Origin of the sequence: Streptomyces sp. NPDC029044 (genome assembly GCF_040637495.1) — a bacterium.
Lineage (GTDB): Bacteria > Actinomycetota > Actinomycetes > Streptomycetales > Streptomycetaceae > Streptomyces.
In genome coordinates this window covers 26,698-52,475 of the sequence record NZ_JBEZWN010000009.1, presented here as the reverse complement: position 1 = coordinate 52,475, position 25,778 = coordinate 26,698, and the positions used below count along the sequence as shown (strand labels likewise).

The following is a 25,778-nucleotide window of genomic DNA, read 5'->3' as shown; positions in this document are numbered from 1 at the left end:
CCGCCGCGGACGCGGCGGTACCCAGGGAGTGAATTCGGTTGTCGACCGCCATCCTCACCGGCCCGCCGGTCCCCGGATCGTCGATCGAGGCCGACCTGCGGTCCCTCGGGTTCGACCTCCGGATCGCGACCGACGCCACCGAGGCCGAGACCCTCCTCGCCGAGGTGCCCGGCGACGAACGGGTCGCCCTGGTCGACGCCCGCTTCGTGGGACACGTGCACGCGCTGCGCCTCGGCCTCACCGACCCCCGCTTCCCGCTCGCCGCGATCCCCGGTGCCGTCACGGCCCAGCCCGCCGGCCGCCAGGCCCTGACCCGGGCCATGGCACGCGAGAACTCCGCGGGCGGCGGCACCACGGTGGTCGACAGCAGCCTCGCCGACCGCGTCCTCACCGCCCTGGACGCCGACGGCACCGCCGTGCACCGCCCCGAGCTGGGCACGCTCGTCGCCGCCGTCCCCGCCGACCCGCAAGCCCGCAACGAGGCACGGCAGGCCGTGACCGACGTCGACGACGAGGCCGTGCGCCTGAAGTCCGCCGTGAAGGCCCGCGACGGCTTCTTCACCACCTACTGCATCAGCCCCTACTCCCGCTACATCGCCCGCTGGTGCGCCCGCCGCGGCCTGACCCCGAACCAGGTCACGACCGCCTCCCTGCTCACCGCCCTCATAGCGGCGGCCTGCGCGGCCACCGGCACCCGCGGCGGCTTCGTCGCGGCCGGCGTCCTGCTGATCGCGTCGTTCGTGCTGGACTGCACCGACGGCCAGCTCGCCCGCTACTCCCTCCAGTACTCCACGCTCGGCGCCTGGCTGGACGCCACCTTCGACCGGGCCAAGGAGTACGCCTACTACGCCGGCCTCGCGCTGGGAGCCGCCCGCGGCGGCGACGACGTCTGGGCACTGGCCCTCGGCGCCATGGTCCTTCAGACCTGCCGGCACGTCGTGGACTTCTCCTTCAACGAGGCCAACCACGACGCCACCGCCAACACCAGCCCCACCGCCGCCCTCTCCGACAAGCTCGACAGCGTCGGCTGGACGGTCTGGGTCCGGCGGATGATCGTCCTGCCCATCGGCGAGCGCTGGGCGATGATCGCCGTGCTCACGGCGGTCACCACCCCCCGCATCACCTTCTACGCGCTGCTCATCGGCTGCGCCTTCGCGGCGACGTACACCACGGCCGGCCGGGTGCTGCGCTCCCTGACCCGCAAGGCCCGGCGGACCGACCGGGCGGCCGCGGCCCTGGCCGACCTCGCGGACAGCGGCCTGCTCGCCCAGGGCTGCGCGGAGGCGTTCAGGAAGCCCGCCCGCGGGCTGCCGGGCTTCACCGCCCCCGCCGTCGCCCTCCTGGGCGGCCTCGCCGTCGTCCTCACGGCCGCGCTGACCGGCTTCGGCGGACCGTGGCCGGTCGTCGCCGCCGTCGCCTACGCCCTCACCTCCGGCCTCGCCGTCGCCCGCCCCCTCAAGGGCGCCCTCGACTGGCTGGTCCCCCCGTTCCTGCGCGCCGCCGAGTACGGCACGGTCCTGGTCCTGGCGGCCGAGGCGGACGTGAACGGAGCCCTTCCCGCGGCATTCGGGCTGGTCGCCGCGGTCGCCTACCATCACTACGACACGGTCTACCGCATCCGCGGCGACGCCGGAGCGCCTCCCGCCTGGCTGGTGCGCTCCATCGGAGGGCACGAAGGGCGGACGCTGCTCGTCACCGTCCTCGCCGCGCTGCTCACCGCCTCGCAGTTCACGGTCGCGCTCACGGCACTGGCCGTGGCCGTGGCCCTGGTGGTGCTCGTCGAGAGCATCCGCTTCTGGGTCGGCGCCCACAAGGGCGGCGCACCCGCCGTACACGATGAAGGAGAAACCGCATGATCGGCCTCGTGCTCGCGGCCGGCGCCGGACGGCGTCTGCGCCCCTACACCGACAGCCTCCCCAAGGCACTGGTGCCGGTGGGCCCCGCGGGCATAGAAGGCGAACCCACGGTGCTCGACCTGACCCTCGGCAACTTCGCCGAGATCGGTCTCACCGAGGTCGCGGTCATCGTCGGCTACCGCAAGGAAGCCGTGTACGCGCGCAAGGAGGCGCTGGAGGCCAAGTACGGCCTCAAGCTCACCCTCATCGACAACGACAAGGCCGAGGAGTGGAACAACGCCTACTCCCTGTGGTGCGGGCGTGACGCCCTCAAGGACGGGGTGATCCTCGCCAACGGCGACACCGTCCACCCGGTCTCCGTCGAGAAGACGCTGCTCGCCGCACGCGGCGACGGCAAGAAGATCATCCTCGCCCTGGACACGGTCAAGGACCTGGCCGACGAGGAGATGAAGGTCGTCGTCGACCCCGAGAAGGGCATGACGAAGATCACCAAGCTGATGGACCCCGCCGAGGCCACCGGCGAGTACATCGGCGTGACGCTGATCGAGGGCGACGCCGCCCCCGAGCTGGCCGACGCGCTCAAGGCCGTGTGGGAGACCGACCCGCAGCAGTTCTACGAGCACGGTTACCAGGAGCTGGTCAACCGCGGCTTCCGGATCGACGTCGCGCCGATCGGCGACGTCAAGTGGGTGGAGATCGACAACCACGACGATCTCGCCCGCGGACGGGAGATCGCGTGCCAGTACTGACCCGGCTCATCCCCTCCCCGCTCGTCGTCGACATCCGCGCGGGTGCCCTCGACGACCTGGCGTGCGTCCTCGCCGACGAGCGCATCTCGCACTCCGGCCGCCTCGCCGTCGCGGTCAGCGGCGGCTCCGGCGCCCGCTTGCGCGAGCGCATCTCGCCGAGCATGCCCGGCGCCACCTGGTACGAGGTCGGCGGCGGCACCCTCGACGACGCGGTCCGGCTGGCGAGCGACATAAAGGCCGGCCACTACGACGCGGTCGTCGGCCTCGGCGGCGGCAAGATCATCGACTGCGCCAAGTTCGCCGCGGCACGCGTCGGCCTGCCCCTGGTCGCCGTGCCCACGAACCTCGCGCACGACGGCCTGTGCTCGCCGGTCGCCACCCTCGACAACGACGCGGGCCGCGGCTCCTACGGTGTGCCGAACCCCATCGCGGTCGTCATCGACCTGGACGTCATCCGCGAGGCCCCGGTGCGTTACGTGCGCGCGGGCATCGGTGACGCGATCTCCAACATCAACGCGATCGCCGACTGGGAACTGGCCAACCGCGTCAAGGACGAGAAGATCGACGGACTCGCCGCGGCCATGGCCCGCCAGGCGGGCGAGGCGGTGCTCCGGCACCCGGGCGGGGTCGGGGACAACGACTTCCTCCAGGTGCTCGCCGAGGCGCTCGTCCTCACCGGCATCGCGATGTCGATCTCGGGCGACTCGCGGCCGGCCTCGGGGTCGTGCCACGAGATCAACCACGCCTTCGACCTGCTGTTCCCCAAGCGCGCCGCTTCCCACGGCGAGCAGTGCGGTCTCGGCGCGGCCTTCGCGATGTGGCTGCGCGGCGCGCACGAGGAGTCCGCGTACATGGCCGAGGTGCTCCGCCGGCACGGCCTGCCCGTACTGCCGGACGAGATCGGCTTCACGACGGACGAGTTCGTCAAGGCCGTCGAGTTCGCCCCGGAGACCCGCCCCGGCCGCTACACCATCCTCGAACACCTCGACCTGAACACCGAACAGATCAAGGACACATACGCCGACTATGTCAAGGCCATCGGTAGCTGAACTCCGCCCCGTCGTTCACCCCGCGGGGGTGAAGGACCGGCGCAGCGGTGAGCACTGGATGGGACGCCTCTACATGCGTGAGGTGTCCCTGCGGGTCGACCGTTACCTGGTCAACACCAGGGTCACGCCCAACCAGCTCACCTACCTGATGACCGTCTTCGGTGTGCTCGCGGCCCCGGCACTGCTCGTGCCGGGGATCGCGGGCGCCGTCCTCGGCGTGGTGTGCGTCCAGATGTACCTGCTGCTGGACTGCGTCGACGGCGAGATCGCGCGCTGGAAGAAGCAGTACTCGCTCAACGGCGTCTACCTGGACCGGGTGGGCGCCTACCTCACCGACGCCGCGGTGCTCACCGGCTTCGGTCTGCGCGCCGCCGACCTGTGGGGCAGTGGCCGCATCGACTGGCTGTGGGCCTTCCTCGGCACCCTGGCCGCCCTCGGCGCCATCCTGATCAAGGCGGAGACCGACCTCGTCGGCGTCGCCCGGCACCAGGCCGGCAAGCCTCCCGTGCAGGAGGCCGCATCCGAGATGCGCTCCTCCGGCATGGCGCTGGCCCGCAGGGCCGCCGGCGCCCTGAAGTTCCACCGCCTCATCCTCGGCATCGAGGCGTCCCTGCTGATCCTCGTGCTGGCGATCGTCGACCAGGCCCGCGGTGACCTGTTCTTCACCCGGCTCGGCGTCGCGGTGCTGGTCGGCATCGCGCTGGTGCAGACCCTGCTGCACCTGGTGTCCATCCTCGCCTCCAGCAGGCTGAAGTGAGCGGCATGAAGGTCGGCGCCGTCATCATCACCATGGGCAACCGGCCCGAGGAGCTGCGCGCCCTGCTCGACTCCGTCGCCAAGCAGGACGGCGACCGGGTCGAGGTGGTCGTCGTCGGCAACGGCTCACCCGTCCCGGACGTCCCCGAGGGCGTCCGCACCATCGAACTGCCCGAGAACCTCGGCATCCCCGGTGGCCGCAACGTCGGCATCGAGGCCTTCGGCCCGGCCGGCCGGGACGTCGACATCCTGCTCTTCCTGGACGACGACGGACTGCTCGCGAGCCACGACACCGCCGAGCTGTGCCGGAAGGCGTTCGAGGCCGACCCGAAGCTCGGCATCGTGAGTTTCCGCATAGCCGACCCCGAGACCGGCGTCACCCAGCGCCGCCATGTCCCGCGGCTGCGCGCCTCCGACCCGATGCGCTCCTCGCGCGTGACCACCTTCCTCGGCGGCGCCAACGCCGTCCGCACCCGGGTCCTCGCCGACGTCGGCGGTCTCCCGGACGCGTTCTTCTACGCCCACGAGGAAACCGACCTGGCCTGGCGGGCCCTCGACGCGGGCTGGATGATCGACTACCGGTCCGACATGGTGCTGTACCACCCGACGACCGCTCCCTCGCGGCACGCGGTCTACCACCGCATGGTCGCCCGCAACCGGGTCTGGCTGGCCCGCCGCAACCTCCCCGCGCCGCTCGTCCCGGTCTACCTCGGCGTGTGGCTGCTGCTCACCCTGCTGCGCCGTCCCTCCCGCAGCGCGCTGCGGGCCTGGTTCGGCGGGTTCCGCGAAGGCTGGACCACCTCGTGCGGTCCCCGCCGCCCCATGAAGTGGCGTACGGTGTGGCGGCTGACCCGGCTGGGCCGGCCCCCCGTCATCTGACAAGCTCGTATCCGGCGATACCCGGGAGCCCCCGGGCCGTACCCTGGCCCCGGCTCATGCCAGACCCCGGCACAGGCCGAGCATCTCGAAGACGAAAGTTTCCACTAGTGAGTGAGACAACGCACGACGCCACGGTCGCGGTGAGCGCGCCCGCGGCGCCCGACGAGGGCCTCACGGCGAAAGAACTCGCCGCCAGGCACGGGCTGACCGTCAGCGGCGCCCGGCCGTCCCTCATCGAGTACGTCCGTCAGCTGTGGGACCGGCGGCACTTCATCCTCGCCTTCTCCCGCGCGAAGCTGACCGCCCAGTACAGCCAGGCCAAGCTCGGCCAGCTGTGGCAGGTGGCCACGCCGCTGCTGAACGCGGCCGTGTACTTCTTCATCTTCGGCCTGCTGCTGGAGGCCGACCGCGGCATGTCCCGTGAGGTGTACATCCCGTTCCTGGTCACGGGCGTGTTCGTGTTCACCTTCACGCAGAGCTCGGTGATGGCGGGCGTGCGCGCGATCTCCGGCAACCTCGGCCTGGTCCGGGCCCTGCACTTCCCGCGGGCCTCGCTGCCGGTCTCCTTCGCGCTCCAGCAGCTCCAGCAGCTGCTGTTCTCGATGATCGTGCTGTTCGCCGTCACGATCGGCTTCGGCCACTACCCGGACCTGTCCTGGCTGCTGATCGTGCCGGTGCTGGTCCTTCAGTTCTGCTTCAACACCGGCCTCGCGCTGATCATGGCCCGGGCGGGCGCCAAGACCCCGGACCTTGCGCAGCTGATGCCGTTCGTGATGCGGACGTGGATGTACGCCTCCGGCGTGATGTTCTCCATCCCGATCTTCCTGGCGGACAAGCCGGCCTGGATCGCGAACGTCCTCCAGTGGAACCCGGCCGCGATCTACATGGACCTGATGCGCTTCGCCCTCATCGACGACTACGACCAGAAGTTCCTGCCCGACCACGTCTGGGCGGCCGCGGGCGCCTGGGCCGTGCTCTTCGCCCTGGGCGGCTTCGTGTACTTCTGGAAGGCGGAGGAGAGGTACGGCCGTGGCTGAGCAGAAGCAGGACGCGCGGATCCCCACCGTCGTCGCGGACGACCTGCACATCGTCTACCGCGTCAACGGCGCCAAGACCGGCAAGGGCAGCGCCACCGCCGCCCTCAGCCGCATCATCAAGCGGGGCGAGGAGCGGGGCGTGCGCAAGGTGCACGCCGTGCGCGGCGTCTCCTTCGTGGCGTACCGCGGCGAGGCCATCGGCCTGATCGGCTCCAACGGCTCCGGCAAGTCCACCCTGCTGCGGGCCATCGCCGGCCTGCTCCCCGCCGAGCAGGGCAAGGTCTACACCGACGGCCAGCCCTCGCTGCTCGGCGTCAACGCCGCCCTGATGAACGACCTCACCGGCGAGCGGAACGTCATATTGGGCGGGCTCGCCATGGGCATGTCCCGCGAGGAGATCAAGGAGCGCTACCAGGACATCGTCGACTTCTCGGGCATCAACGAGAAGGGCGACTTCATCACCCTGCCCATGCGCACCTACTCATCCGGCATGGCGGCCCGGCTCCGCTTCTCCATCGCCGCGGCCAAGGACCACGACGTCCTGATGATCGACGAGGCCCTGGCCACCGGCGACCGCAAGTTCCAGAAGCGCTCCGAGGACCGCATCCGGGAGCTGCGCAAGGAAGCGGGCACGGTGTTCCTGGTCAGCCACAACAACAAGTCCATCCGCGACACCTGCAACCGTGTCCTGTGGCTGGAGCGCGGCGAGCTGCGCATGGACGGCCCCACCGACGAGGTGCTCAAGGAGTACGAGAAGTTCACGGGCAAGTAGCCCGATGCGGACAGGGCCCCGACGGAACTGCTCCGGCGGGGCCCGGCGTCTGCAAAGGAAACGTCAACTCCGGCCCATCTCAGGAATCTTGGGGCCAATCGGTGTGTTCTCGTGATGTGCGGTAGACCCTGACGAACCGTGTCGCGTTGTACAACGTAAGCTGGACCGGTCCCGAAACACGGCAATCAGGGCGATAATGCGCGACACCGCCCGTCGGACCACCGTGCGGACGGCCGGGCGGCGTGTCCGAAATAGTGTGTATTGGGTCGGCAGTGTAGAACGGGAGATGTGACGGCGATGGCTTCGGAAACTCCCCAGCTCCACGCAGCACGTGCCGTCCCCGCGCCGGGCAGCCGGCGGTGACGGGAACCGGCACGGCGCGCCCCCTCGATCCGGAGCGCGGCACGCTCGACAAGGCCGCCGGCGAGAACTTCCCGGTGGCCCCCTTCTTCCTGCCCCGGGCCTGGCGCACCGACCTCATGGCCGTCTACGGCTTCGCCCGCCTGGTCGACGACATCGGTGACGGCGACCTGACCCCCGGTGGCGCCGACGCCCGGCTGCTCGGTGTGTCCCCGCGGGAGGCCGAGGACCGGCTGGTCCTGCTGGACGCCTTCGAGGCCGACCTGCGCCGGGTCTTCGACGCGACCCCGCGCCACCCCCTGCTGCGCCGCCTCCAGCCGGCCGTGCGCCGCTGCTCACTGACCCCCGAGCCGTTCCTCGGCCTGATCGCCGCCAACCGCCAGGACCAGCTGGTCGGCCGCTACGAGACCTACGACGACCTGCTCGCCTACTGCGAGCTGTCCGCCAACCCCGTCGGCCGCCTCGTCCTCGCCGTCACCGGCACCTCGACACCCGAGCGGATCCGCCGCTCCGACATGATCTGCACGGCCCTCCAGATCGTCGAGCACCTCCAGGACGTCGCCGAGGACCTCGCCCGCGACCGGATCTACCTGCCCGCGGCCGACATGAAGCGTTTCCACGTCCAGGAAGCGGATCTCGCCACGAAATCCGCCGGAGCGTCGGTCCGTGCGCTGATTGCGTACGAAGCGCAAAGGGCCCGGGATCTCCTGAATGAAGGCGCCCCCCTGGTGGGTAGCGTCCACGGCAGGCTGAAACTGCTGCTCGCGGGGTTCGTGGCGGGGGGAAGGGCGGCCGTCCACGCGATCGCCGCCGCCGAATACGACGTACTTCCCGGCCCGCCCAAGCCCGGCAAGGTCCGGCTGCTGCGTGAGGTGGGCGTGACACTGCGAGGAGAGGGGTGATCCGGACCGTGGAGCCGGAACCACACGCGTCCCCACCGGTACTCGCCGCCTACAGCTACTGCGAGGCCGTCACCGGGCGCCAGGCCCGCAACTTCGCCTACGGCATCCGGCTGCTGCCGGCGCCCCAGCGCCGGGCCATGTCGGCGCTGTACGCGTTCTCGCGGCGGGTCGACGACATCGGCGACGGTGCGCTCGCCGACGACGTCAAGGTGGCCAGGCTGGAGGAGACCCGGGCGCTGCTCACCCGGATCCGCGAGGACGAGGTCGCCGAGGACGACACCGACCCGGTGGCCGTCGCCCTCGCGCACGCCGCCGGGGCCTTCCCGATCCCGCTCGGCGGCCTGGACGAACTCATCGACGGCGTCCTGATGGACGTCCGCGGCGAGACCTACGAGACCTGGGACGACCTGAAGGTCTACTGCCGTTGCGTGGCGGGCGCGATCGGCCGTCTCTCCCTCGGCGTCTTCGGCACGGAGCCGGGGGCGCGCGGCGTGGACCGCGCGCCGGAGTATGCCGACACGCTCGGGCTCGCGCTCCAGCTCACCAACATTCTCAGGGACGTCCGCGAGGACGCCGAGGGCGGGCGCACGTATCTGCCCGCCGACGACCTCGCCAAGTTCGGCTGCTCGACCGGCTTCAGCGGGCCGCGGCCACCGGAGGGCTCCGACTTCGCGGGCCTCGTGCACTTCGAAGTGCGAAGGGCCCGGGCGCTGTTCGCCGAGGGCTACCGGCTGCTCCCCATGCTCGACCGGCGCAGCGGCGCCTGTGTCGCCGCCATGGCCGGCATCTACCGCCGCCTCCTCGACCGCATCGAACGCGACCCGGAGGCCGTGCTGCGCGGCCGGGTCTCCCTGCCCGGCCGGGAGAAGGCGTACGTCGCCGTGCGCGGCCTGTCCGGTCTCGACGCCCGGCACGTGACCCGGCGGACCGTCAGGAGGCGTGCGTGAACGGCACAGCGGCCGCCGTCGGCGGTGTGGCCCGGGAGGCGGGGCGCGGATGCGACGCGCCTCTTGGCCGACCCGTCGGGGACAACCGGCGGGCAACCCTCCGGTGCGGTGCCGCGTCCCTGACGGAGACGGCCGGTCGTGCACCGCTCGAGCAGCACGCCCCGGCCCTGGGGGAGGGTGCGCGATGACCCACGGCACACGGTCCGGGGAACCGGCGGTACGCGCGCGGCACACGGTCGTGGTCGGCGGCGGGCTCGCCGGTGTCACCACCGCGCTCGCGCTCGCCGACGCCGGGGTACGCGTCACCCTGCTGGAGGGCAGGCCGAGACTGGGCGGCCTGGCCTTCTCGTTCCGGCGCGGCGACCTCACCGTCGACAACGGCCAGCACGTGTACCTGCGCTGCTGCACCGCCTACCGCTGGTTCCTCGACCGCGTCGAGGGCGCGGGGCTCGCCCCGCTCCAGGACCGGCTCGACGTACCCGTCCTGGACCTCGCCCGGCCCGAGGGGCGCCGGCTGGGCAGGCTCCGGCGCGACGCCCTGCCCGTGCCGCTGCACCTGGGGCGCAGCCTCGCCACCTATCCGCACCTGTCGCTCGCCGACCGGGCCAGGGTCGGCCGGGCCGCGCTCGCGCTCCGGAAACTCGACCTCGCCGACCCGGCGCTGGACACGCAGGACTTCGGCAGCTGGCTGGGCGCGCACGGCCAGTCGGCGCGCGCCGTCGAGGCCCTGTGGGACCTGGTCGGGGTCGCCACCCTCAACGCGGTAGCGGGCGACGCCTCCCTGGCGCTCGCCGCGATGGTGTTCAAGACCGGTCTGCTGTCCGACCCGGGCGCGGCCGACATCGGCTGGGCACGCGTCCCGCTGGGCGAGCTGCACGACCGGCTGGCCCGCAAGGCGCTCGACTCCGCGGGCGTGCGCACCGAGCTGCGCACCCGCGTCACCTCCGTCTCCCCGGACGGCGACGGGCAGTGGACCGTCGAAGTCCCCGGCGAGACGCTCCGGGCCGACGCCGTCGTCCTCGCCGTACCGCAGCGCGAGGCGCACGATCTGCTGCCCGCGGGTGCGCTGGACGCGCCCGAACGGCTCCTGGAGATCGGTACCGCGCCCATCCTCAACGTCCATGTGGTGTACGACCGGAAGGTCCTCGGCCGGCCGTTCTTCACCGCCCTCGGCAGCCCCGTGCAGTGGGTCTTCGACCGGACCGAGTCGTCCGGACTGCGCGAGGGGCAGTACCTGGCGGTGTCCCAGTCGGCGGCGCAGGACGAGATCGACGCGCCCGTCGCGGTGCTGCGCGAGCGGTACCTGCCCGAGCTGGAGCGGCTGCTGCCGCCGGCCCGCGGCGCCGAAGTGAGGGACTTCTTCGTCACCCGGGAGCGCACCGCGACGTTCGCTCCCACCCCCGGCGTCGGGCGCCTCAGGCCCGGCGCCCGCACCAAGGCATCCGGCCTCTACCTGGCCGGAGCGTGGACCGCCACCGGGTGGCCCGCGACCATGGAGAGTGCGGTCCGCAGTGGTGTGAGCGCGGCGGACGCCGTGCTGGGCGCCCTGGGCCGGCCCCGCCCGCAAGCCCTCTTCGAGTTCGAGGAGGCGGCATGATGCCGGCTCGGACCGGCGCGGCAGACGGCCCCCGCACCCCCGGTACCGCAACAAGAGGAGAGACTGTGCCCACTGTGCCCCCGGCCTCGAAGACTGCCGAGGCGGTGGACGTGACCGCGCTGCTGGAGCGCGGCCGGACCCTGGCCACTCCGGTACTGCGGGCGGCCGTCGACCGCCTGGCACCTCCCATGGACACTGTTGCCGCCTACCACTTCGGCTGGATCGACGCCCAGGGCAGGCCCGCCGAGGGCGACGGCGGCAAGGCCGTGCGTCCCGCCCTCGCGGTGCTGTCCGCCGAGGTCATGTCCGCAGCCCCCGAGACCGGCATCCCCGGCGCCGTCGCCGTGGAACTGGTCCACAACTTCTCCCTCCTCCATGACGACCTCATGGACGGCGACGAGCAGCGCCGTCACCGCGACACGGTCTGGAAGGTGCACGGCCCCGCCCAGGCCATCCTGGTCGGCGACGCCCTGTTCGCCCTCGCCAACGAAGTCCTCCTCGAACTCGGCACCGTCGAGGCCGGCCGCGCCACCCGCCGCCTGACCACCGCCAGCCGCGCCCTGATCGACGGTCAGGCCCAGGACATCTCCTACGAGCACCGCGACCGCGTCAGCGTCGAGGAGTGCCTGGAGATGGAGGGCAACAAGACCGGCGCCCTGCTCGCCTGCGCCAGCTCCATCGGCGCGGTCCTCGGCGGCGCCGACGACCACACCGCCGACACGCTGGAGAAGTACGGCTACCACCTGGGCCTCGCCTTCCAGGCCGTCGACGACCTGCTCGGCATCTGGGGCGACCCGGTCTCCACCGGCAAGCAGACCTGGAGCGACCTGCGCCAGCGCAAGAAGTCCCTGCCGGTCGTGGCGGCCCTCGCGGCGGGCGGCTCCGCCTCCGAGCGACTCGGCGAGATCCTCGCCGCCGACGCCAAGGCGCACGACTTCGAGAACTTCTCCGAGGAGGAGTTCGCGGCCCGGGCCGCCCTCATCGAGGAGGCCGGCGGCCGCGAATGGACCGCCGACGAGGCACGCCGTCAGCACACCATCGCCATCCAAGCCCTCGACGCCGTGGACATGCCCGACCGGGTGCGGGCACAGTTCACGGCCCTCGCGGACTTCGTCGTCGTACGAAAGAGATGATCACTATCGGCCGAATAGCCCTCGCGTAGTCGCCGGCCGGTGCCGTGAGTCATCACGGAGCACCGGCCGACGGCGGACCCACAGCAGATGCACGCCATGCAGGACTGCACGAAGGGGAAGCCATGACAGCGACGACCGACGGAAGCACCGGGGCCCTGCCGCCCCGCGCCGCCGCGGCCAGCGACACCGACACGCACACCCCCGGGGCGGCCGGGGTACCGGAAGCCGCCGCCCGCGCCGCCCGGCGCGCCACCGACTTCCTGCTCTCCCTCCAGGACGCCCAGGGCTGGTGGAAGGGCGACCTCGAGACCAACGTCACGATGGACTCCGAGGACCTGCTGCTCCGTCAGTTCCTCGGCATCCGCGACGAGAAGACCACGCAGGCCGCCGCCCTCTTCATCCGCGGCGAGCAGGGCGAGGACGGCGCCTGGGCCACGTTCTACGGCGGACCGGGCGACCTGTCCGCCAGCATCGAGGCGTACGTCGCCCTCCGCCTCGCCGGTGACGCGCCCGACGCCCCGCACATGGCGAAGGCCTCCGCGTGGATCCGGGCGCGGGGCGGCATCGCCGCCGCCCGGGTCTTCACCCGGATCTGGCTGGCCCTGTTCGGCTGGTGGAAGTGGGAGGACCTGCCCGAACTCCCGCCGGAGCTGGTCTTCTTCCCCAAGTGGGTGCCGCTCAACATCTACGACTTCGGCTGCTGGGCGCGGCAGACCATCGTCCCGCTGACGATCGTCTCCGCGAAGCGGCCGGTACGCCCGGCGCCCTTCGCGCTCGACGAGCTGCACACCGACCCGGACCGGCCCAACCCGCCCAAGCCCCTGGCGTCGCCGTTCAGTTGGGACGGTGCGTTCCAGCGGATGGACAAGGGGCTGCACGCCCTGCGGAAGGTCGCCCCGCGCAGGCTGCGCAGGGCCGCCATGAACAGCGCCGCCCGCTGGATCATCGAGCGGCAGGAGAACGACGGCTGCTGGGGCGGCATCCAGCCCCCCGCCGTGTACTCGATCATCGCCCTGCACCTGCTCGGCTACGACCTCGGACACCCCGTGATGCGCGAGGGGCTGGCGTCCCTGGACCGGTTCGCCGTCTGGCGCGAGGACGGGGCCCGGATGATCGAGGCCTGCCAGTCGCCCGTGTGGGACACCTGCCTGGCCGCGATCGCCCTCGTCGACGCCGGACTGCCCCCCGATCACCCGCAGTTGGTGAAGGCGGCCGACTGGATGCTGGGCGAGGAGATCGTCCGGCCCGGCGACTGGTCCGTGAAGCGGCCCGGACTGCCGCCCGGGGGCTGGGCGTTCGAGTTCCACAACGACAACTACCCCGACATCGACGACACCGCGGAGGTGATCCTCGCGCTGCGCCGGATCGCCCACCACGACCCGGAGCGCCTCGACAGGGCCATCGTCCGCGGCATGCGCTGGACGCTCGGCATGCAGTCGAGGAACGGCGCGTGGGCGGCCTTCGACGTCGACAACACCAGCCCCTTCCCCAACCGGCTGCCGTTCTGCGACTTCGGCGAGGTCATCGACCCGCCCTCCGCGGACGTCACCGCTCATGTCGTGGAGATGCTCGCCGTCGAGGGTCTCGCCCACGACCCCCGCACCCGGCGCGGCATCGAGTGGCTGCTGGCCGAGCAGGAACCGGACGGCTCGTGGTTCGGGCGCTGGGGCGTCAACTACGTCTACGGCACCGGCTCCGTAGTGCCCGCCCTGACCGCGGCCGGCCTTCCCGCCGCGCACCCGGCGATCCGGCGGGCCGTCGCCTGGCTGGAGTCCGTCCAGAACGACGACGGCGGCTGGGGCGAGGACCTGCGCTCCTACCACGACGTCAGGCGGTGGAGCGGCCGGGGTGCCTCGACCGCCTCGCAGACGGCCTGGGCACTGATGGCCCTGCTCGCGGCGGGGGAGCGCGACTCCAAGGCCGTGGAACGCGGTGTCGAGTGGCTCGCCGCCACCCAGCGGGAGGACGGCTCCTGGGACGAGCCGTACTTCACGGGGACGGGCTTCCCGTGGGACTTCTCGATCAACTACCACCTCTACCGGCAGGTGTTCCCGCTCACGGCACTCGGCCGGTACGTCCACGGGGAGCCCTTCGCCGACCGGCTCAAGGGGAGCTGATGAGCGCGCAGCCCGCCCCGGTCCCGCTGCTGATCGCCTGCGCACTCGGTATCGAGCAGTTCGCCCTGCGCGCCGGCGGCCGGGGCGGGGCCGACGGGCCGGTCACGGTGCTGCGCACGGGCATGGGTCCGGTCGCCGCCGAGCGGGCCGTCACCCGGATGCTGGCCGACCCGGCCCTGCGCGACGCCGCCGTGCTGGCCACCGGCTTCTGCGCGGGGCTCGCGCCGGGCATGCACCCCGGTGACCTGGTCGTCGCCGAGGAGACCCGCGACGCGCGCGGCACGACACCGTGCGTCGGGACCGAGCTGCTGGTGAAGGAGCTGGCCCGCGCCCTGCCCGGCCGGACCGTGCACACCGGGCCGCTCACCGGCTCCGACCACGTCGTGCGCGGCCCGGAACGGTCCGCTCTGCGCGCGACCGGCGCGATCGCGGTCGACATGGAGTCCGCCGTCACGCTCCTGAGCGCCGTGCGTGCGGGCGAGCGCCCGGTTGCGGCCGTCCGGGTGGTCGTGGACGCTCCTGAACATGAACTCGTCCGGATCGGCACGGTGCGCGGTGGAATATCAGCTTTCCGTGTCCTTCGTTCCGTCCTTCCCGCTTTCTTCGAATGGCACCGTTCCTTGCTGCTCCCCAGGAGGTGAGCCAGATGGCCATGCCGCTCCGACAGTCCATCAAGGTCGCTACATACTTGGCTGAACAGAAGCTGCGCCGGCGGGACAAGTTCCCGCTGATCGTGGAGCTGGAGCCGCTGTTCGCCTGCAACCTCAAGTGCGAGGGGTGCGGCAAGATCCAGCATCCGGCCGGGGTGCTGAAACAGCGGATGCCCGTCGCCCAGGCCGTGGGGGCGGTCATGGAGTCCGGTGCCCCGATGGTGTCCATCGCCGGCGGTGAGCCGCTGATGCACCCGCAGATCGACGAGATCGTGCGTCAGCTGGTCGCCAAGCGGAAGTACGTCTTCCTCTGCACCAACGCGATGCTGCTGCGCAAGAAGATGGACCAGTTCACGCCGTCGCCCTACTTCGCCTTCGCGGTGCACATCGACGGCCTGCGCGAGCGGCACGACGAGTCGGTCGCCAAGGAGGGCGTCTTCGACGAGGCCGTGGAAGCGATCAAGGAGGCCAAGCGGCGCGGCTTCCGGGTCACCACCAACTCGACCTTCTTCAACACCGACACCCCGCAGACCATCATCGAGGTGCTGAACTTCCTCAACGACGACCTCCAGGTCGACGAGATGATGATCTCGCCTGCCTACGCCTACGAGAAGGCCCCCGACCAGGAGCACTTCCTGGGCGTGGAGCAGACCCGCGAGCTGTTCAAGAAGTCCTTCTCCGGCGGCAACCGGCGGCGCTGGCGGCTCAACCACTCCCCGCTCTTCCTGGACTTCCTGGAGGGCAAGGTCGACTTCCCCTGCACCGCGTGGGCGATCCCGAACTACTCGCTCTTCGGCTGGCAGCGCCCCTGCTACCTGATGAGCGACGGGTACGTGCCGACGTACCGGGAGCTGGTCGAGGACACCGACTGGGACAAGTACGGCCGTGGCAAGGACCCCCGCTGCGCCAACTGCATGGCGCACTGCGGCTACGAGCCCACCGCCGTCCTGGCCACCATGGGATCGCTGAAGGAATCCCTGCGCGCCCTGCGCGAGACGGTCTCCGGGAACCGGGAGTGAGGCCATGACCGCCATTGAGCTGGGCGTCCCCGAGGTGCCGCTCCGGCCGGTCGCCGAGCGGCGCGCGTCGCGCCGGATCCAGGTCGGTCCGGTGGCGGTCGGGGGCGGAGCCCCGGTGTCGGTGCAGTCGATGACGACGACCCGGACCTCCGACGTCGGCGCCACCCTTCAGCAGATCGCGGAGCTCACCGCGTCCGGCTGCCAGATCGTCCGGGTCGCCTGCCCCACGCAGGACGACGCGGACGCGCTGGCGACCATCGCACGCAAGTCGCAGATCCCGGTGATCGCGGACATCCACTTCCAGCCGAAGTACGTGTTCGCGGCCATCGAGGCGGGCTGTGCGGCCGTCCGCGTCAACCCCGGCAACATCAAGCAGTTCGACGACCGGGTCAAGGAGATCGCCCAGGCGGCGAAGGACCACGGCACCCCGATCCGGATCGGCGTCAACGCCGGGTCGCTGGACCGGCGTCTGCTCCAGAAGTACGGCAGGGCGACCCCGGAGGCGCTCGTGGAGAGCGCTCTGTGGGAGGCGTCCCTGTTCGAGGAGCACGGCTTCCGGGACATCAAGATCTCCGTCAAGCACAACGACCCGGTCGTCATGATCGAGGCGTACCGCCAGCTGGCCGAACAGTGCGACTACCCGCTGCACCTGGGCGTCACGGAGGCGGGGCCGGCCTTCCAGGGCACGATCAAGTCGGCGGTGGCGTTCGGGGCGCTGCTGTCGCGGGGCATCGGCGACACGATCCGGGTGTCCTTGAGCGCGCCGCCGGCCGAGGAGGTCAAGGTCGGCATCCAGATCCTGCAGTCCCTGGGGCTCAAGGAGCGCCGGCTGGAGATCGTGTCGTGCCCGTCCTGCGGGCGCGCCCAGGTCGACGTCTACAAGCTGGCCGAGGAGGTGACGGCCGGGCTCGACGGCATGGAGGTGCCGCTGCGGGTCGCCGTCATGGGGTGTGTGGTCAACGGGCCCGGCGAGGCGCGGGAGGCCGATCTCGGAGTGGCCTCCGGCAACGGCAAGGGGCAGATCTTCGTCAAGGGCGAGGTCATCAAGACCGTCCCCGAGTCCAAGATCGTCGAGACGCTGATCGAAGAGGCGATGAAGATCGCCGAGCAGATGGAGCAGGACGGCGTGGGGTCGGGGGAGCCGGCCGTCACCGTGAGCTGAGCAGCACGGAACCGAAGGGGGCCCGAGCGTGACGATTCTGGAGAACATCCGGGGACCACGCGACCTGAAGGCGCTGTCCGAGGCAGAACTGGGGGAACTGTCCGAAGAGATCCGCGAGTTCCTGGTGCACGCGGTCGCCAGGACCGGCGGCCATCTGGGCCCCAACCTGGGCGTGGTGGAGCTGACCATCGCGCTGCACCGGGTCTTCGAGTCGCCGGTCGACCGCATCCTGTGGGACACCGGCCACCAGAGCTACGTCCACAAGCTGCTGACCGGCCGCCAGGACTTCTCCAAGCTGCGCGGCAAGGGCGGCCTGTCCGGCTACCCCTCGCGCGAGGAGTCCGAGCACGACGTCATCGAGAACAGCCACGCCTCCACCGCCCTCGGCTGGGCCGACGGGCTCGCCAAGGCCCGCCAGGTGCAGGGCGAGAAGGGCCATGTCGTCGCGGTCATCGGCGACGGGGCGCTCACCGGCGGCATGGCCTGGGAGGCCCTGAACAACATCGCGGCCGCCAAGGACCGGCCGCTGATCATCGTCGTCAACGACAACGAACGCTCCTACGCCCCCACCATCGGAGGCCTCGCCAACCACCTCGCCACGCTGCGCACGACGGACGGTTACGAGCGGGTCCTCGCCTGGGGCAAGGACGTCCTCCAGGGCACGCCCCTGGTCGGCAGCACCCTCTACGAGGCCCTGCACGGAGCGAAGAAGGGCTTCAAGGACGCGTTCGCACCCCAAGGCCTCTTCGAGGACCTGGGGCTGAAGTACCTCGGCCCGATCGACGGGCACGACACCGGGGCCGTGGAGTCCGCGCTGCGGCGCGCGAAGCGCTTCCACGGGCCGGTGCTGGTCCACTGCCTCACGGAGAAGGGCCGCGGCTACGAGCCCGCCCTCGCCCACGAGGAGGACCACTTCCACACCGTCGGCGTCATGGACCCGCTGACCTGCGCACCGCTCTCCCCGTCCGGTGGCCCCTCCTGGACCTCGGTGTTCGGTGAGGAGATCGTCCGGATCGGGGAGGAGCGCCAGGACGTGGTGGCCATAACCGCCGCCATGCTGCACCCCGTTGGTCTGGGTGGGTTCGCCGAGCGGTTCCCGGACCGGGTGTGGGACGTCGGCATCGCAGAGCAGCACGCGGCCGTGTCCGCTGCGGGCCTGGCGACGGGCGGCCTGCACCCGGTCGTCGCCGTCTACGCCACCTTCCTCAACCGCGCCTTCGACCAGCTCCTCATGGACGTCGCCCTGCACCGCTGCGGGGTGACCTTCGTCCTGGACCGGGCCGGGGTCACCGGCGTCGACGGGGCCTCCCACAACGGCATGTGGGACATGTCCGTCCTCCAGGTCGTGCCCGGGCTCAGGATCGCCGCGCCACGGGACGCCGACCAGTTGCGCGCCCAGCTGCGGGAGGCGGTCGCCGTGGACGACGCGCCGACGCTGCTGCGGTTCCCCAAGGAGTCCGTCGGCCCGTCGGTCCCGGCGGTGGACCGGGTGGGAGGGCTGGACGTGCTGCACCGGTCCGCCGAGCCGCAGGTTCTCCTGGTGGCCGTCGGCGTGATGGCACCGGTCTGCCTCCAGGCCGCCGAACTGCTCGAAGCCCGCGGCATCGGCTGCACCGTCGTCGACCCGCGCTGGGTCAAGCCCGTCGACCCGGCGCTGCCGGGGCTCGCCGCCGAGCACCGCCTGGTCGCCGTCGTCGAGGACAACAGCCGTGCGGCCGGCGTCGGTTCGGCCGTGGCGCTCGCCCTGGGCGATGCCGAGGTCGACGTACCGGTACGGCGGTTCGGCATTCCAGAGCAGTTCCTCGCGCACGCCAAGCGCGGCGAGGTGCTCGCCGACATCGGCCTGACACCCGTCGAGGTCGCCGGACGGATCAGCGCGAGCCTGGCCGTCAAGGAAGAGCTGTCCAAGGAGCCACAGGAATGACAACCGCCGAGTCCGCGTCGGAGTCGTCGCCGGCCGGGGAGTTCGACCTCGGCAAGCTGCTGGCCGAGCGCGGAGCCGAGCGCTACGAGCTGCACACCCGCCACCTCAACCACCAGCTCCCGCGCATGCTGCACACCATCGGCTTCGACAAGGTCTACGAGCGCGCCGAGGGCGCCTACTTCTGGGACGCGGACGGCAACGACTACCTGGACATGCTCGCCGGGTTCGGGGTGATGGGGCTGGGCCGCCACCATCCCGTGGTGCGCAGGGCGCTGCACGACGTGGTGGACGCCGGCCTGGCCGACCTCACCCGGTTCGACTGCCAGCCGCTGCCGGGCCTGCTGGCCGAGAAGCTGCTCGCGCACAGCCCCCACCTGGACCGGGTGTTCTTCGGCAACAGCGGCACCGAGGCCGTCGAGGGCGCCCTGAAGTTCGCCCGGTTCGTCACCGGCAGACCCAGGGTCCTCTACTGCGCCCACGCCTTCCACGGCCTGACCACCGGCTCCCTCTCGGTGAACGGCGAGTCCGGCTTCCGTGACGGCTTCGCCCCGCTGCTGCCCGACACGGCCGTACCGCTGGGCGACCTCGACGCGCTGGAGAGGGAGCTGAAGAAGGGCGACGTCGCCGCCCTGATCGTCGAGCCGATCCAGGGCAAGGGCGTCCTCACGGGCCCGCCCGGCTGGCTGCGGGCCGCGCAGGAGCTCCTGCACCGGCACAAGGCCCTGCTCATCGCCGACGAGGTGCAGACGGGCCTCGGCCGGACCGGCGACTTCTACGCCTACCAGCACGAGGACGGCGTGGAACCGGACCTGGTGTGCGTGGCCAAGGCGCTCTCGGGCGGCTATGTGCCGGTGGGCGCCACCATCGGCAAGGACTGGATCTTCAAGAAGGTCTACTCGTCCATGGACCGGGTGCTGGTGCACTCGGCGAGCTTCGGGGGCAACGCACAGGCCATGGCGGCGGGCCTCGCAGTGCTGTCGGTGATGGAGAACGAGCAGATCGTCGCGAACGTCCGGGCCACCGGGGAGCGGCTGCGGTCCCGGCTGGCCGCGCTCACGGACCGGTACGAGATGCTCGCCGAGGTCCGCGGCCGGGGCCTGATGATCGGCATCGAGTTCGGCCGGCCCAGGTCGCTGAAGCTGCGCAGCCGCTGGGCCATGCTCCAGGCCGCCCGGAAGGGACTCTTCGCGCAGATGGTCGTCGTGCCGTTGCTCCAGCGGCACCGGATCCTCACCCAGGTCTCCGGCGACCACATGGAGGTGATCAAGCTGATCCCGCCACTGATCATCGGCGAGCGGGAGGTGGACCGGTTCGTCGACGCCTTCACGGCCGTCATGGACGACGCGCACAACGGTGGCCTGGTGTGGGACTTCGGCAAGACGCTCGTCAAGCAGGCGGTCGCCAACCGCTGAGGGCCTGTCCGAGTGCCCTGACCGAGGTGCGAAGCCGGCGGCGCCGTCGGCCGCTTTTGCCTGTGGGGCAAGAAATTTGCCGCAGAGGCAACACTCCGGCTGAATGGAGGCATGAGCTCCTCCGAGACCGAGCGGCCCTCCGGGGCCGCCTCGCCGGCCGAACCGGCGACCGGTGCGCTGCCCGCTGTCGCACCCCGGCTGCGGGCGCTGCGGCGCCAGGCCTCCCTGACGCTGGAGGCCGCGGCCCGCGCGGCCGGGCTGTCGCCCGCCCACCTCTCGCGGCTGGAGACCGGACAGCGCCAGCCCTCGCTGCCGATGCTGCTCGCGCTCGCCCGGGTCTACGGTACGACGGTTGCCGAGCTGCTCGGCGAGAAGGCCGCCGAACGGGACTCCGTCATCCGCGCGGCGGACATGGAACCCACCGCGGCGGGCGGCTGGACCTACTGGCAGGCCGGCGCCCCCGGCCGCGGGATGCAGGCCCTGCGCGTCCACGTCCCCCACGGCTCCCAGGGCGACATCGTGCGCGTCCACCCCGGCGAGGAGTGGCTCCACGTGCTGCGCGGCCGGCTGCGGCTGCGGCTCGGGGACACCACGCACCGGCTGGCGCCCGGCGACAGCGCCCACTTCGACTCGCTCACCCCGCACCGGATCGCCGCCGAGGACCACGACGGCGTCGAGCTGCTCTTCGTCCACACCCTGCTCCAGAGCCCCACGGCCGCCCTGTGCCTCGGCTCCACCCCAGGAGACATGTCATGAGGGACATGGAGGAGAAGTTCCCCCGCGCCCTGTGGGTGAGGCTGTTCGTCTACCTCATCGCAGGCCACATCTTCGCCGCGTTCATCTACCTGCTGTTCGCGCTCGGGGCGAAGTAGCACCCGCCCGGGCGCCTCAGTCGAGGAGCCGCTCGCGCAGTCGTTCCCGGGTCTCCGGGGCCAGCTTCAACCCCTTCTCCAGGTAGGTGTCGACGCCGCCCCAGTTCTCCTCGATGGTGTCGAAGGCCGCCGTCAGGTACTCGGCGCGCGCGTCGAAGAGGGGGCTGAGCAGCTCCATGACCTCGGGGGAGTAGGCCGAGGCGGCGGAGCTGCTGCGGTGCACCTTGTACCGGCGGTGCTTGGCGTTCGACTTCAGGTAGTCGTCGACGATCGCCTCGCGCTCGACGCCCACCGCCAGGAGCGTCACCGCGACGGACAGACCCGCGCGGTCCTTGCCCGCCGCGCAGTGCATCAGCGCGGGAACGCTGTCCTGCGCGAGCGCGTGCAGCACCTGGGAGTGCTCACCCGTGCGGTCCTTGATGATCATGCGGTACGAGGCGATCATCCGGTCCGCGCCCTTGCCGTCCGAGAGGATCGCGCGCAGCTGCTCCAGGTCGCCGTCGCGGACCATCTTCCAGAACTCGGCGCCGTCGGCAGGGTCGCTCAGCGGCAGGTTCACGTTGCGCACGCCCGGCAGCGCGACGTCCGGCCCTTCGAGCTTCTGGTCGGCCGCGTTGCGGAAGTCGAAGATCGTGTGCAGGCCCAGCGTGGTCAGGAAGGCGGCGTCCTCCCCGGTCGCGTGGGCGAGGTGCCCGCTGCGGAACAGCACGCCCGGGCGTACCCGCCGTCCGTCCACGGTCGGAAGCCCGCCCACGTCACGGAAGTTGCGCACTCCGGCCAGCTCGGGCTCGGTCGACGGGACCTGCTGTGTCACGAGGGCTCCTCCCCTTCGGCGCCGCCGACGCGGCTCGTCGCCCGGCGTCACTCGACGATACGACATGCCTGCCTGGGGCAATGAGTTGTCCACAGGCGTTGCCCGGAGGCCCCGCGGCCGTCGATGATGTTGCGGCCTGGTCGCACCTGATCGGGCTTGTTCGAATCTGTGAGGGCATGATGCTGGAGATCTCCGAAGACGGTCGTACGTGGGTGCTCTCCGGGCCGGCCAGCAGCTACGCCGTCCATGTCACCGACCGGGACGAGCTGCTGCACCTGCACTGGGGCTCGAGGATCGGCCTCGCCGACGCCGAGGCCCTCGCCGTCCGGCCGCTGCCGGACTACTGGCCCTTCGAGTCCCCGCTCGACGGACGCGAGGAGTACCCGGTCGAGGGCGGCCCCCGCTTCGTCCGGCCCGCCCTGTCCGTGCGCACGGCCGAGCGGCGCGGCACCGAGTGGGTTTTCGACGGGCACGACGCCGCGGACGGCGAGCTGCGCCTCCGGTTCCGCGACGGCGGCCTGACCGTCACGCTGCACTACCGGATGCCCTCCTCGACGGACGTCGTCGAGCGCTGGGTGACCCTGGACAACCGGGGACCGGCCGTCGAGCTGCTGCGCGCCGACTCCGCGACCTGGACCCTGCCCGACCGCGACGCCTGGCGGCTGTCCCAGCTGCACGGCCGCTGGGGAGCCGAGTCCCGCCTGACGCGCTCCGATCTCACCCACGGCGAGAAGATCATCGGCAGCCGCCGCGGCCACACCTCGCACCAGCACCTGCCGTGGGTCGCCCTGGACACCGACGCCACCGAGGAGCGCGGCGAGGTCTACGGCTGCGCCCTGGGCTGGTCCGGGTCCTGGCGCATCGCCGTGGCCCAGCTCCCGGACGCGCGCGTGCAGATCACCGGCGGCGCCGGCCACGACGACTCGGGCCTGCTGACGCTGGGCACGGGGGAGTCGTACACGACCCCGGTCTTCGCCGGGCTCTGGAGCGACGGCGGATTCGGCGGGGCGAGCCGCGCCTGGCACGCCTACCAGCGGGCGCATGTGATCCCGGACGCGGGCCGGGACCGGCCGGTGCTGTTCAACTCCTGGGAGGCCACCGAGTTCGACATCTCCGAGGAGCAGCAGCGGGCGCTCGCCGAGCGGGCCGCCGCGATGGGCGTCGAGCTGTTCGTCGTCGACGACGGCTGGTTCGGGGCCCGCACCAGCGACCGGGCCGGCCTCGGCGACTGGACCCCGAACCCCGACCGCTTCCCGGGCGGGCTGAAGCCGCTCGCCGACCACGTGCACGGACTCGGCATGCAGTTCGGGATCTGGGTCGAGCCCGAGATGGTCAACCCGGACAGCGACCTGTACCGCGCGCACCCCGACTGGGTGCAGTACCAAACGGGACGAAAGCGGACGGAGTTTCGCAATCAGCTCGTGCTCAACCTCGCCCGCGAGGACGTGAGGGAGTACCTCTGGGAGCAGCTCCACGAGCTTCTCTCCAGCGCTCCCGTCGACTACGTGAAGTGGGACTTCAACCGCTGCTTCACCGACGCCGGCTGGCCGGACGACCCCTACCCGCAGCGGCTGTGGGTCGACCACGTGCGCGGCCTGTACGCCCTGCTGGACCGGCTGCGGGCCGCCCATCCCGGCGTGGCCTTCGAGTCCTGCTCGGGCGGCGGCGGGCGGATCGACCTCGGAGTGCTGAGCCGTACGGACCAGGTGTGGACCTCCGACAACACCGACCCTCTCGACCGGCTCGCCATCCAGCACGGCTTCAGCCAGATCCACCCGGCCAGGGTCATGGCCGCCTGGGTCACCGACAGCCCGAACGTCATGCTCAACCAGCGGGCCAGCTCCCTGCGGTTCCGGTTCGTCAGCGCCATGGCCGGGGTGCTGGGAGTCGGCGGCGACCTCACGCGGTGGACGCGGGAGGAACTCGCCGAGGCCCGGGAGTGGGTGGAGCTCTACAAGGAGATCCGGCCCGTGGTGCAACGCGGCGACCAGTACCGGCTGCGTCCCCCGCAGGGCGGACCGAGTGCCGTGCAGTACGTCCTCGGCGACGAGACCGTCGTCCTCGCCTGGCTCCAGGCGCAGCGCTACGGCGAGCCCGTACCGGCCCTCCGGCTGCGGGCCCTCGATCCGGCCGCATCGTACGAATGCCTTGAAACGGGCGAAATTTACCGTGGGGCCGTGCTGCTCCATCACGGGCTGCGGGTCGGCCTGCGGGGGGATCTGGATGCCACGGTCGTCCGCCTTAAGAGGAAGTAGTCCTTTCTGTCCGAATAAGGCGCTTAAACCGCTTAGGGATAACGTGCCCCGACTGTAAAGGAGATGAGGTCGGGGTGCGTGACCATCGTCATATTCGTGACGATCCGTTGTCGCCATGTGCACGTAATTCTCGTGTGGTTCAAGGCTGTTGCGGAAAGCGGGAGATCGGTAATCCACGCTCGGTGACCGCGGATGTGGCGACGCGTCAAGGAAAACACCGTCACGGGCAACCGCAAGCTTGTCCGTTTGCGTCCTGGTCGCTTACGTTCCACACCAATCCGGACGGACGCCTAATCCTGCCGCCGACCGGAGCCCGCACACACTGACCCGACGTACGGCAGGAGCGGGGGACCCACAGGTAAGACGCCTGTTCCGGTTCCCGGAACGGCTTGGGGTTAAGCCGCGCCCCCGGCGCGGCCGGGCATCTCCAGCCCGCACCCGACAGCTCACCTCGCAGGCGACGGAGAGGAATTCGCCATGCCCGCGAAGGGTAAGCACCGCCGTCCCAAGACCCAGCGTTTCACCCGCTCCATCGCCGTCGCCGGAACCGGCGGAGCCGCTCTCGCGCTGCCGCTCATGGGGACCGCCGGCGCCCACGCCGCCACCCCGCAGTCGGCTCCGGAAAAGGCCGTCCAGTCCGCTCCGGCCGCCGAGAAGAAGGCCGCCGAAAAGGCCAATGGCCCCCGCACGTACACCGTGAAGGCCGGCGACTACCTCGCGAAGATCGCCGACGACCAGGACGTCAGCGGCGGCTGGAAGAGGCTCTACGCCGACAACCGCGACGCCGTCGGCTCCGACCCGTCGCTGATCCACCCGGGCCTGAAGCTGTCGATCGGCAAGAAGGCGGCGAGCGAGCCGAAGTCCTCGGCGCCGTCGGCGCCGAAGGCCTCCGCCCCGAAGCCCTCGGCCGCGAAGCCGTCCGCCGCCGAGTCGGCCCCGAAGGCGGAGAGCGCCGCGAAGCCGGCCGCCGCCAAGCCCGCCGCCGAGAGCAACGCGAGCGGCTACACCCTCCCGGTGGCCGGTGCCACCGTCGGCACCCCGTACCGCATGTCCGGCAGCATGTGGTCCAGCGGCTACCACACCGGTGTCGACTTCGTCGTCCCGACCGGCACCTCCCTCAAGGCGGTCGGCGCCGGCACCGTCGTCTCCGCCGGCTGGGGCGGCGCGTACGGAAACCAGGTCGTCATCAAGCTGAACGACGGCCACTACGCCCAGTACGCCCACCTGTCCCAGCTCTCCGTCTCGGCCGGCCAGACCGTGACCGCCGGGCAGCAGGTCGGCCTGTCGGGCGCGACCGGCAACGTGACCGGACCGCACCTGCACTTCGAGATCCGCACCACGCCGGACTACGGCTCGGACGTGGACCCGGTCGCCTTCCTGCGCTCGCACGGCGTCTCCGTCGGCTGACCCACCGCACGACCACCTGCCTGACACGCGGCCGAAGGCCGGACCCCGATCCCCGGGTCCGGCCTTCGGTGTGTGCGCATGCCGTCAGCCGCGTCAAGGGATCGACAGG

Annotated in this window: 23 protein-coding genes and 1 riboswitch; of the genes, 22 read left to right on the top strand and 1 reads right to left on the bottom strand. The window is 71.4% G+C overall.

Annotation, left to right across the window (positions count from 1 at the left end):
- Positions 1-38: 38 nt before the first annotated feature.
- The 20 genes from AB0E85_RS10900 (at position 39) to AB0E85_RS10805 (ending at position 21,193) form a co-directional block, all read left to right on the top strand.
- Positions 39-1,856, top strand: coding sequence for a DUF5941 domain-containing protein (locus AB0E85_RS10900; RefSeq protein ID WP_361924816.1), 1,818 nt, complete (start codon positions 39-41; stop codon positions 1,854-1,856).
- Positions 1,853-2,605: a phosphocholine cytidylyltransferase family protein gene (locus AB0E85_RS10895; protein WP_062930342.1), complete on the top strand. Its 753-nt coding sequence runs from the start codon at positions 1,853-1,855 to the stop codon at positions 2,603-2,605. Before AB0E85_RS10900 ends, AB0E85_RS10895 begins: the two co-directional genes overlap by 4 nt.
- A complete protein-coding gene (locus tag AB0E85_RS10890; protein WP_361924813.1) occupies positions 2,593-3,654 on the top strand; it encodes an iron-containing alcohol dehydrogenase family protein in 1,062 nt (353 codons plus the stop codon). The genes AB0E85_RS10895 and AB0E85_RS10890 overlap by 13 nt, the downstream gene beginning before the upstream one ends.
- Complete coding sequence (locus tag AB0E85_RS10885; RefSeq protein ID WP_361924811.1) at positions 3,632-4,411, top strand: CDP-alcohol phosphatidyltransferase family protein; 780 nt, start codon at positions 3,632-3,634, stop codon at positions 4,409-4,411. The genes AB0E85_RS10890 and AB0E85_RS10885 overlap by 23 nt, the downstream gene beginning before the upstream one ends.
- 5 nt (positions 4,412-4,416) lie before the next feature.
- Complete coding sequence (locus tag AB0E85_RS10880) at positions 4,417-5,289, top strand: glycosyltransferase (protein WP_361925042.1); 873 nt, start codon at positions 4,417-4,419, stop codon at positions 5,287-5,289.
- Between the two features lie 107 nt (positions 5,290-5,396).
- A complete protein-coding gene (locus AB0E85_RS10875; RefSeq protein ID WP_062930346.1) occupies positions 5,397-6,326 on the top strand; it encodes an ABC transporter permease in 930 nt (309 codons plus the stop codon).
- The gene (locus tag AB0E85_RS10870; RefSeq protein ID WP_107454001.1) at positions 6,319-7,098 is read left to right on the top strand and encodes an ABC transporter ATP-binding protein; all 780 of its coding nucleotides are present in this window, start codon (positions 6,319-6,321) and stop codon (positions 7,096-7,098) included. The genes AB0E85_RS10875 and AB0E85_RS10870 overlap by 8 nt, the downstream gene beginning before the upstream one ends.
- Positions 7,099-7,457: 359 nt before the next feature.
- Entirely contained in the window at positions 7,458-8,360 is a 903-nt protein-coding gene (gene hpnC / locus AB0E85_RS10865; RefSeq protein WP_361924808.1) for a squalene synthase HpnC, read from the top strand.
- A complete protein-coding gene (gene hpnD, locus AB0E85_RS10860; protein ID WP_361924806.1) occupies positions 8,357-9,307 on the top strand; it encodes a presqualene diphosphate synthase HpnD in 951 nt (316 codons plus the stop codon). The genes hpnC and hpnD overlap by 4 nt, the downstream gene beginning before the upstream one ends.
- Positions 9,304-9,495, top strand: coding sequence for a DUF6380 family protein (locus tag AB0E85_RS10855; RefSeq protein ID WP_361924804.1), 192 nt, complete (start codon positions 9,304-9,306; stop codon positions 9,493-9,495). Before hpnD ends, AB0E85_RS10855 begins: the two co-directional genes overlap by 4 nt.
- Positions 9,492-10,904, top strand: a complete 1,413-nt coding sequence (gene hpnE / locus AB0E85_RS10850) for a hydroxysqualene dehydroxylase HpnE (RefSeq protein ID WP_361924802.1) — start codon at positions 9,492-9,494, stop codon at positions 10,902-10,904. Before AB0E85_RS10855 ends, hpnE begins: the two co-directional genes overlap by 4 nt.
- Positions 10,904-12,037, top strand: coding sequence for a polyprenyl synthetase family protein (locus tag AB0E85_RS10845; protein WP_361925040.1), 1,134 nt, complete (start codon positions 10,904-10,906; stop codon positions 12,035-12,037). The genes hpnE and AB0E85_RS10845 overlap by 1 nt, the downstream gene beginning before the upstream one ends.
- A 122-nt stretch (positions 12,038-12,159) precedes the next feature.
- The gene (gene shc, locus AB0E85_RS10840; RefSeq protein WP_361924800.1) at positions 12,160-14,154 is read left to right on the top strand and encodes a squalene--hopene cyclase; all 1,995 of its coding nucleotides are present in this window, start codon (positions 12,160-12,162) and stop codon (positions 14,152-14,154) included.
- Positions 14,154-14,795 carry a 1-hydroxy-2-methyl-2-butenyl 4-diphosphate reductase gene (locus tag AB0E85_RS10835; protein WP_361924798.1) on the top strand — a complete coding sequence of 214 codons (642 nt, stop codon included), beginning with the start codon at positions 14,154-14,156 and terminating at the stop codon, positions 14,793-14,795. Before shc ends, AB0E85_RS10835 begins: the two co-directional genes overlap by 1 nt.
- A gap of 5 nt (positions 14,796-14,800) precedes the next feature.
- Positions 14,801-15,823: an adenosyl-hopene transferase HpnH gene (hpnH, locus tag AB0E85_RS10830; protein WP_361924796.1), complete on the top strand. Its 1,023-nt coding sequence runs from the start codon at positions 14,801-14,803 to the stop codon at positions 15,821-15,823.
- 4 nt (positions 15,824-15,827) lie between these two features.
- Positions 15,828-16,985 carry a flavodoxin-dependent (E)-4-hydroxy-3-methylbut-2-enyl-diphosphate synthase gene (gene ispG, locus AB0E85_RS10825; protein WP_361924794.1) on the top strand — a complete coding sequence of 386 codons (1,158 nt, stop codon included), beginning with the start codon at positions 15,828-15,830 and terminating at the stop codon, positions 16,983-16,985.
- A 28-nt stretch (positions 16,986-17,013) separates the two neighbouring features.
- Complete coding sequence (dxs, locus tag AB0E85_RS10820; RefSeq protein ID WP_361924792.1) at positions 17,014-18,909, top strand: 1-deoxy-D-xylulose-5-phosphate synthase; 1,896 nt, start codon at positions 17,014-17,016, stop codon at positions 18,907-18,909.
- Entirely contained in the window at positions 18,906-20,321 is a 1,416-nt protein-coding gene (locus tag AB0E85_RS10815) for an aspartate aminotransferase family protein (RefSeq protein ID WP_361924789.1), read from the top strand. The genes dxs and AB0E85_RS10815 overlap by 4 nt, the downstream gene beginning before the upstream one ends.
- A gap of 111 nt (positions 20,322-20,432) precedes the next feature.
- The gene (locus AB0E85_RS10810) at positions 20,433-21,077 is read left to right on the top strand and encodes an XRE family transcriptional regulator (RefSeq protein WP_361924787.1); all 645 of its coding nucleotides are present in this window, start codon (positions 20,433-20,435) and stop codon (positions 21,075-21,077) included.
- Positions 21,074-21,193, top strand: a complete 120-nt coding sequence (locus tag AB0E85_RS10805; RefSeq protein WP_361924785.1) for a DUF6126 family protein — start codon at positions 21,074-21,076, stop codon at positions 21,191-21,193. The genes AB0E85_RS10810 and AB0E85_RS10805 overlap by 4 nt, the downstream gene beginning before the upstream one ends.
- 16 nt (positions 21,194-21,209) lie before the next feature.
- On the opposite strand, the gene AB0E85_RS10800 is transcribed toward AB0E85_RS10805, so the two are convergent.
- A complete protein-coding gene (locus tag AB0E85_RS10800; protein ID WP_361924783.1) occupies positions 21,210-22,007 on the bottom strand; it encodes a tyrosine-protein phosphatase in 798 nt (265 codons plus the stop codon).
- Between the two features lie 179 nt (positions 22,008-22,186).
- Here AB0E85_RS10800 and AB0E85_RS10795 point away from each other — a divergent pair, with 179 nt between their 5' ends.
- Together AB0E85_RS10795 and AB0E85_RS10790 are read left to right on the top strand one after the other, a co-directional pair.
- Positions 22,187-24,262 carry an alpha-galactosidase gene (locus AB0E85_RS10795; protein ID WP_361925038.1) on the top strand — a complete coding sequence of 692 codons (2,076 nt, stop codon included), beginning with the start codon at positions 22,187-22,189 and terminating at the stop codon, positions 24,260-24,262.
- Positions 24,263-24,572: 310 nt separating this feature from the next.
- A riboswitch (cyclic di-AMP (ydaO/yuaA leader) is annotated at positions 24,573-24,735 on the top strand.
- 4 nt (positions 24,736-24,739) lie between these two features.
- Positions 24,740-25,669 carry a peptidoglycan DD-metalloendopeptidase family protein gene (locus AB0E85_RS10790; protein ID WP_361924780.1) on the top strand — a complete coding sequence of 310 codons (930 nt, stop codon included), beginning with the start codon at positions 24,740-24,742 and terminating at the stop codon, positions 25,667-25,669.
- Positions 25,670-25,778: the final 109 nt, after the last annotated feature.

Bases quoted from the DNA above. Each gene is read 5' to 3' on its own strand.
- AB0E85_RS10895 (WP_062930342.1), top strand. From the start codon at position 1,853: ATGATCGGCCTCGTGCTCGCGGCCGGCGCCGGACGGCGTCTGCGCCCC.
- AB0E85_RS10885 (WP_361924811.1), top strand. From the start codon at position 3,632: ATGTCAAGGCCATCGGTAGCTGAACTCCGCCCCGTCGTTCACCCCGCG.
- AB0E85_RS10880 (WP_361925042.1), top strand. From the start codon at position 4,417: ATGAAGGTCGGCGCCGTCATCATCACCATGGGCAACCGGCCCGAGGAG.
- hpnE (WP_361924802.1), top strand. From the start codon at position 9,492: ATGACCCACGGCACACGGTCCGGGGAACCGGCGGTACGCGCGCGGCAC.
- AB0E85_RS10845 (WP_361925040.1), top strand. From the start codon at position 10,904: ATGCCGGCTCGGACCGGCGCGGCAGACGGCCCCCGCACCCCCGGTACC.
- shc (WP_361924800.1), top strand. From the start codon at position 12,160: ATGACAGCGACGACCGACGGAAGCACCGGGGCCCTGCCGCCCCGCGCC.
- AB0E85_RS10835 (WP_361924798.1), top strand. From the start codon at position 14,154: ATGAGCGCGCAGCCCGCCCCGGTCCCGCTGCTGATCGCCTGCGCACTC.
- hpnH (WP_361924796.1), top strand. From the start codon at position 14,801: ATGGCCATGCCGCTCCGACAGTCCATCAAGGTCGCTACATACTTGGCT.
- ispG (WP_361924794.1), top strand. From the start codon at position 15,828: ATGACCGCCATTGAGCTGGGCGTCCCCGAGGTGCCGCTCCGGCCGGTC.
- AB0E85_RS10815 (WP_361924789.1), top strand. From the start codon at position 18,906: ATGACAACCGCCGAGTCCGCGTCGGAGTCGTCGCCGGCCGGGGAGTTC.
- AB0E85_RS10810 (WP_361924787.1), top strand. From the start codon at position 20,433: ATGAGCTCCTCCGAGACCGAGCGGCCCTCCGGGGCCGCCTCGCCGGCC.
- AB0E85_RS10805 (WP_361924785.1), top strand. From the start codon at position 21,074: ATGAGGGACATGGAGGAGAAGTTCCCCCGCGCCCTGTGGGTGAGGCTG.
- AB0E85_RS10795 (WP_361925038.1), top strand. From the start codon at position 22,187: ATGCTGGAGATCTCCGAAGACGGTCGTACGTGGGTGCTCTCCGGGCCG.
- AB0E85_RS10790 (WP_361924780.1), top strand. From the start codon at position 24,740: ATGCCCGCGAAGGGTAAGCACCGCCGTCCCAAGACCCAGCGTTTCACC.